This window comes from Paenisporosarcina sp. (assembly GCF_057785155.1).
On record NZ_JBYNRN010000001.1, the window covers coordinates 180,912 to 188,766 of the forward strand.

Below are 7,855 nucleotides of genomic sequence, written 5' to 3' on the forward strand. Positions count from 1 at the left end.
ATATGACTGTAGGAAAGAGCAGGTGAGCAAGATGGCAATGGAAGAAAAAGAACTTCAAACATCATATGATGCGGATCAAATACAAGTTTTAGAAGGTTTAGAAGCTGTACGAAAACGCCCAGGGATGTATATTGGTTCAACAAGTTCAAAAGGTCTTCACCATCTAGTATGGGAAATCGTTGATAATGCCATTGATGAAGCTTTAGCAGGACATTGTGATGAAATAGCCATCACGATTGAAAAAGACAATTGGATTAAAGTTGATGATAATGGTCGCGGTATTCCAGTAAGTAACCATGAAAAAATGGGTCGACCAGCTGTCGAAGTTATTATGACTGTTTTGCATGCCGGCGGTAAGTTTGGCGGCGGTGGTTACAAAGTATCTGGTGGTCTTCACGGTGTTGGAGCTTCCGTTGTTAATGCTCTTTCAGAAGTTACGGAAGTATATGTACACCGTGACGGAAAACTGCATTTCATTCAATTCGAAAGAGGAGCAGTAGCGAAGGAACTTCACGTTATTGGTGAATCTGACAAAACTGGATCAACTGTTCGTTTTAAAGCAGATCCACAAATTTTCACTGAAACGACTGTTTATGAATATGACATTTTAGCGAACCGTTTACGTGAGTTAGCTTACTTAAATCGCGGATTACGTATCGTGATTAAAGATGAGCGTGAAGAAGAAGTTCGTACGAACACGTATCACTACGAAGGTGGTATTAAATCGTATGTCGAGCATTTAAATAAATCAAAAGAACCGATTCATGATGAACCTATTTTTATCGAGGGAGAAAAAGACGGCATTTCAATTGAAATTGCGATGCAATATAACAATGGATATGCAGCCAACATTTTCTCGTTCGCTAACAATATCAACACATATGAAGGCGGTACCCATGAGTCAGGATTTAAAATGGCATTAACACGTGTCATCAATGACTATGGCCGTAAAAACAATATGTTAAAAGATGCAGACTCCAATTTAACTGGGGACGATGTACGTGAAGGGTTAACGGCTATCGTATCTGTCAAACATCCGGATCCACAATTTGAAGGGCAAACGAAAACGAAGCTTGGGAATTCAGAAGTTAGTACAATTACGAATTCTTTATTCTCTGAAGCGTTTGAGCGTTTTATGTTAGAGAACCCGATTGTCGCTCGAAAAGTGATCGAAAAAGGATTGATGGCTGCCCGCGCTCGTGTTGCAGCGAAAAAAGCGCGTGAATTTACACGTCGTAAATCTGCACTTGAAGTTTCAAGTTTGCCAGGTAAGCTTGCTGATTGCTCATCTCGAATTCCTGCAGAGAGTGAAATCTATGTGGTAGAGGGTGACTCTGCCGGTGGTTCAGCTAAATCTGGTCGTGATCGTCATTTCCAAGCAATCTTGCCGTTAAAAGGGAAAATCTTAAACGTGGAAAAAGCTCGTTTAGATAAAATCTTATCGAATACTGAAATTAGAGCAATTATTACAGCGCTAGGTACAGGTATTGGCGATGAATTTGCTTTAGAGAAAGCACGTTACCATAAAATTGTCATCATGACCGATGCCGACGTCGATGGTGCGCATATCCGAACGTTATTGTTAACATTCTTGTTCCGTTTCATGCGTCCATTAATCGAAGCTGGTTATGTATATATTGCTCAACCTCCTTTATTCCAAATCAAACAAGGTAAATCAGTTGAGTATTGTTATTCAGATAAACAATTACAAGAAATTTTAGAACGTCTTCCAAAACAACCGAAACCAGTTATTCAACGATACAAAGGTTTAGGGGAAATGGATGCGACACAATTATGGGATACAACAATGGATCCTTCCGTGCGCACCTTGCTTCAAGTGAATTTAGAAGATGCGATTGATGCAGATGAAACATTCGAACGTTTAATGGGTGACGAGGTTGAACCACGTCGTCAATTCATCGAAGAAAATGCAATTTACGTGAAAAACTTAGATATCTAAAGAGTCAAGGGAAGGGAGGTTGCCTGCATGACAGAGATACAAAATGATCGAGTTAAAGGGATTAATATTAGTTCAGAAATGAAAACGTCTTTCCTTGACTATGCAATGAGCGTTATTGTTCAACGAGCACTTCCAGACGTGCGAGATGGGTTAAAGCCCGTTCACCGTCGGATCTTGTACGCGATGCAAGACTTAGGGAATACAGCGGATAAACCTTATAAGAAATCAGCACGTATTGTTGGAGACGTAATCGGTAAGTATCACCCACATGGTGATACGGCTGTTTACGACACAATGGTACGTATGGCTCAACATTGGAGTTACCGTTATATGCTAGTTGACGGTCACGGTAACTTTGGTTCCGTGGATGGCGACGCTGCTGCAGCAATGCGTTATACAGAGTCTCGTATGTCGAAAATAGCGATGGAGCTACTTCGCGACATCAACAAAAATACAATCGACTTTAAAGATAATTATGATGGCCAAGAAAGAGAGCCAATCGTATTACCGAGTCGATATCCAAACTTACTAGTCAATGGTACGTCAGGGATTGCCGTTGGGATGGCTACAAATATTCCACCTCATCATCTCGGAGAAACCATCGAAGCTGTTTTAGCTTTAGCTGACAATGAAGCCATTACAACCGAAGAATTAATGGAAATCATACCAGGTCCCGATTTTCCAACTGGTGGTATTATTTTAGGACGAAGCGGGATTCGTCGAGCTTATGAAACAGGGCGTGGCTCTGTTATCATTCGAGGTAAAGTAGAAATCGAGCAAAAATCGAATGGTAAAGAAGTGATTTTAGTTCATGAACTTCCTTTCCAGGTGAACAAAGCTCGTTTAATTGAAAAAATCGCAGAATTAGTGCGTGACAAGAAAATCGACGGCATTACTGATTTACGAGATGAATCAGATCGTAACGGAATGCGTATCGTCATCGAAGTCCGCAAAGATGCCAATGCGAATGTGTTATTAAATAATTTATATAAACAAACATCTCTACAATCTAGTTTTGGTGTAAATATGCTTGCTCTTGTAGATGGCCAACCAAAAGTTCTTGGATTAAAAGAGATTTTATATCACTATTTAGAGCACCAAAAAGTTATTATCAAACGTCGTACTCAGTTTGAATTAACGAAAGCTGAAGATCGTGCACATATTTTAGAAGGTCTTCGTATTGCACTAGATCATATCGATGAAATTATTGCTTTAATCCGTAGTTCACAAACTGGAGAAGAAGCAAAACTTGGTTTGATTGATCAGTTCAATCTTTCAGAGCGACAAGCTCAAGCAATTCTTGATATGCGTCTTCAACGTTTGACTGGTTTAGAACGCGACAAAATTGAAGCAGAATATCAAGAGTTACAAAGATTAATTGCTGAATTAAAAGCGATTCTTGCAGATGAATTAAAAGTAATTCAAATTATTCGCGAAGAATTGAATGAAATTAAAGATCGTTTTAGTGATACACGTCGTACAGAAATTACAGCCGGTGGTGCTGAGATGATGGAAGACGAAGATTTAATTCCTCGTGAAAACTCGGTACTGACTTTAACTCATAACGGTTACATCAAACGTTTACCAGTTAATACGTACCGTAGTCAAAAACGTGGAGGCCGTGGTGTACAAGGAATGGGTACGAATGAAAATGATTTCGTCGAACATTTATTGTATACATCAACGCATGATACGATTCTGTTCTTTACAAACACAGGAAAAGTATATCGTGCGAAAGGGTATGAAATCCCAGAATACGGACGTACAGCTAAAGGGTTACCGATTGTTAACTTATTAGGTGTTGATAAAGAAGAGAAGGTAACTGCGATGATTCAAATGGAATCATTTGAAGATGATGCCTACTTCATTTTCACAACGCTTAAAGGTGTAACAAAACGTACGCCAGTTAGTGGCTTCGCTAATATTCGTGCAAATGGTCTCATTTCGATTTCACTAAAAGAAGACGATGAACTTATTTCCGTGCGTTTAACTGACGGCAAGAAACATATTGTCATCGGTACAAGAAACGGTATGCTTGTTCGTTTTGAAGAAACCGATATTCGTTCAATGGGACGTACAGCGTCTGGTGTTCGTGGTATTCGTTTACGTAAAGGTGATCACGTTGTTGGAATGGAAATTCTAGAACCTGGCCAAGAAGTATTAGTTGTTACTGAAAATGGTTATGGTAAACGTACATCTGAAGAAGAATATCGCTTACAATCGCGTGGTGGGGTTGGGATTAAAACCAGCCAAATTACAGAAAAAACGGGTCATTTAGCAGCTGTTAAGACAGTTGATGGATCAGAAGATTTAATGTTGATTACCATCAATGGCATGTTAATTCGCATGGATGTAAGCAGTATTTCTGTTACTGGTCGTAGCACACAAGGTGTTCGTCTGATTCGTTTAGGTGAAGAGGAACTTGTAGCGACTGTAGCGAAAGTTGAGAAAGCTGAAGAAGAGGAAGAGTTTGATGAAGACGGTGAAGAAAGTTCAACTGAAGTAGTGAACGAAGCTCCAAGTACTGAATTAGAACCTGAATCTGATCCTGAACCAACTGAAGAATAATTTAAAGGTCTAAGGTGTATTATGCACCTTAGACCTTTTACTTTAGACAAATAGAAAATGTTGATTTCCATTGCTGCGGACGCTTTCCGCGGGCAAGACTTCAGCCGCTTCCTTCGCGATGCTCTGTCCAGGGTCTTCAGTTCTTGCTGATTCCGCTGGAGTCGCCGCCTACATTCCAATCAACTGAAATCATTGTAACAGGCAAAACCATCATGTCTCGCACTCAAAGAATGTTGTAAAAGTCGCAACAAATAACTTAATCAAGCATTTTGTGCATATTAAATAACTTTTCTAATCATATGTGTGAGTATTGACTCTGCAAACATTTTTAGTAGGAAAGTGGTCGGCTATTTCTGAAGACTCCTGCGGAAAAACGAAACACGCTAGACCCCACAGGCACAGCTCAGCTGAGCCGAGGAGGCTGGCGTTTCGTCTGCGGAAAGCGAAAGAAATAGCCGACCCCTTTCTTTTTCTATCAAGTGCAATTGTTAATGAGTAGAATTTAAGATGTTAAATACACTATCAACCTTTTGTCTACAGTCTAAAGGTCTATGGTGCATTATTCGCCTTAGACCTTTTTTTGTGCTGATGTTTGCGGATGCATTAAGTAGATTGTATGTCTTGAGATACTTTAATTTTACTACCTAAGTAGAAGAACCAAATACTGCCTACGAGAATTAGCCCAATGATTGAAAATAACCAAGTACCGCCTAAGTCATGTAGTAGCCAACCACCTAAAACAGGTCCTGTAAAGTTACCGATGGAGCGGAACTGACCAGCTCCAAAATAGGTACCTCGTCGATCTTCAGGTGCAATTTGATCAATAAAGACTGAGGTTGATGGGAAAATGAAGATTTCCCCAATCGTAACAATGCCCATCGCGATCATAAACCCAATTGGTGTGCTTACGATGCCAAAGCTTGCAAATCCAATTGCGAATAAAAGACTGCCCACTACCATTGCTCGCATGACAGGCCATTTTTCAGATAATAAAGTGAGTGGTAATTGTAAAATAATTACAATAACTGCATTTATCGCAATGAGTCTTGAGAAGAGGACAACACCTTCAGAAAAAGATTGTTGGAGGTATTGAGGTAAATTAGAATCGATTTGAGAATAACCTACGCTAACAAAAATACCACCGATGATAAACATTAATAATCTTTTATCTTTCCAAGCAATAACTGCAGCATCTGTCATTCGTAATTTTGTAATGGGACTAATGTGAATAATTTCATGACGATTTAACATAAATAACAAAGCCAATCCATACACCGTGTACATAAGACCTGTAATGATAAAAGGTAGGGAAGAAGAATATTGAGCAACGCTAACTCCTACCAGAGGACCAAAAGCTGCTCCGACGTTTATTGCGAAATATCTTAAAGAGAAAACACGCTTCCTCAAATGAGAAGGCGTCAAATCAGCCATCATAGCTTGAGAAGAAGGTTCAAAAAATGATCTACACAATCCATTTAACGCATTAAGTGCCATGAAAATACCTATATGGGATGCTTGAGAAAATCCTATGTAAACCAACGCCCATACAAAAATAGTACCAAGCATGACCTTTTTTCGACCAAATCGATCCGAAAAATAACCTCCAATAAAACCACCGATTGTTCCTGTTAAGGGAGCTAAACCAATCGTAACCCCGATTAACACAGGGTGAATCCCTTCTGTTGAAGCTAAATACAACGCTAAAAACGGAATTGCCATAAAGCTAGCGCCTCTTGCAAAAATAGTTCCAAGTAATAAGGTCCAAACCACCGGATGAAATGAAAACTTATCAAACATCTTTACCACTTCCTTCATAATTAACATCTTACGCTTCTCTGTAAAAGAAGAAAATATCAAATAACCAATGACACTTAATCAGAAAATTGAATTATTCTCATATATTTATCTTACAAAAACTGTCTCTATCCGTTACAATTAACCTAAAATTAATCAAAAGGTGGTCATCCTTTTGGAACACTTAGATGTAAGAGTTTCAGAGTTGAAATTAGGCAGTGTTATTGCCGAAGATATATTTGCAAATACACCGTATCCAATTATAAGAAAAGATACGAAGGTTTTACGTGAACATTTTTTGGTGTTCCAAACTTTCCAAATCACAAAAGTAGCCATTGCAAATGCTAATCCATTTAATAAATCAGAAGAAGAGTTACAAGAAGCGGAAGAGGCGAAAGCAGCAAACCTTTCTGAATCACCAAGTATGATTGCAGTTAAAAAAGAATTTGGTGGTCTTTATAGTCAAGCCGTAAAAGATTATAAAAAAGAATTTATTAATTGGGCGTCAGGCTCTAAAGTGGATGTAACGAAAGTACGATCGTTTATTATGCCATTAGTGGAGCGGGTATTAGAGGAGCGACAAATTGTTGCGAAGTTAAACGATTATTCAAAAGTACATGATTATATATATCATCATGCTATTGCTATGGGAATGATTGCTGGAGCACTTGCACAAAAGTTAGGTTTTGAAAAAGGACAAATCATGCAAATAGCAACTACATGTTTACTTGCTGATTGTGGAATGGCGAAAATTGATAGTAGATTACTAGAGAAAAAAGCTGCGTTATCTCAACATGAATTTAACGAAGTGAAAAAACACACCTTATATAGTTATCAAATGATAAAAGAAACACCCTTATTAAAACCAGAAATGAAACTAGCAATTTTTCAGCATCATGAAAGATTAGATGGAAGTGGTTATCCTAAAGGAGAAAGAATGGATAGTATTACACTGATTTCTCAGATTATTGCAGTTGCTGATATTTATCACGCAATGACGTCAGAGCGCGTCTATCGTTCAAAGGTTTCTCCATTTAAGGTGATGGAAATGATTCGTGAAGATGAGTTTGGGAAATTTAATATTCAAGTGGTCCAAGCTTTATTTAGTATAGTAGGGGACTTACCGATTGGTATGAGGGTCGAATTATCTACCGGTGAAACAGGAGAAGTAATATTTGTTCAACAAAATGTTCCTACTCGACCAATGATTCGGATTTCTACATCTGGGGAAATATTAGACCTTTCATTAAAACGACAACTATATATAGAAAGAATTCTAGGGTAAGCGAACGAATTCATTTTGAATCCATCTAGTGATTCAAAATGAATTCGTTTTTTCTTTCAAAACGGGTTGACACTATTGTCGTATCTTGTTATTATAAGTGAGTCGCTAAAACAAGTGACAACATGAACCTTGAAAACTGAACAGCAAAACGTCAACGAAATATAGCGATGATCGCTTTGGCGATCGGAGCAAAAACGTTTTCTTCCGCCGACACCTGTCGGTATCGAAAACAAACTTGAACTTAAACG

Annotated in this window: 4 protein-coding genes; 3 read left to right on the plus strand and 1 reads right to left on the minus strand. The window is 38.5% G+C overall.

Features of this window, described 5'->3' with window-relative positions:
• Positions 1–31: 31 nt before the first annotated feature.
• Together gyrB and gyrA are read left to right on the plus strand one after the other, a co-directional pair.
• A complete protein-coding gene (gene gyrB / locus AC3EA5_RS00970) occupies positions 32–1,960 on the plus strand; it encodes a DNA topoisomerase (ATP-hydrolyzing) subunit B (protein ID WP_394189814.1) in 1,929 nt (642 codons plus the stop codon).
• 27 nt (positions 1,961–1,987) lie between these two features.
• On the plus strand, positions 1,988–4,528 hold the full coding sequence (gene gyrA, locus AC3EA5_RS00975; protein ID WP_488606683.1) for a DNA gyrase subunit A: 2,541 nt from the start codon (positions 1,988–1,990) through the stop codon (positions 4,526–4,528).
• Positions 4,529–5,131: 603 nt separating this feature from the next.
• Here gyrA and AC3EA5_RS00980 read toward each other — a convergent pair.
• Complete coding sequence (locus tag AC3EA5_RS00980; protein ID WP_488606684.1) at positions 5,132–6,325, minus strand: MDR family MFS transporter; 1,194 nt, start codon at positions 6,323–6,325, stop codon at positions 5,132–5,134.
• A 172-nt stretch (positions 6,326–6,497) separates the two neighbouring features.
• Between AC3EA5_RS00980 and AC3EA5_RS00985 the strand changes: the two genes are divergently transcribed.
• Complete coding sequence (locus AC3EA5_RS00985; protein WP_488606685.1) at positions 6,498–7,607, plus strand: HD-GYP domain-containing protein; 1,110 nt, start codon at positions 6,498–6,500, stop codon at positions 7,605–7,607.
• Positions 7,608–7,855 lie beyond the last annotated feature (248 nt).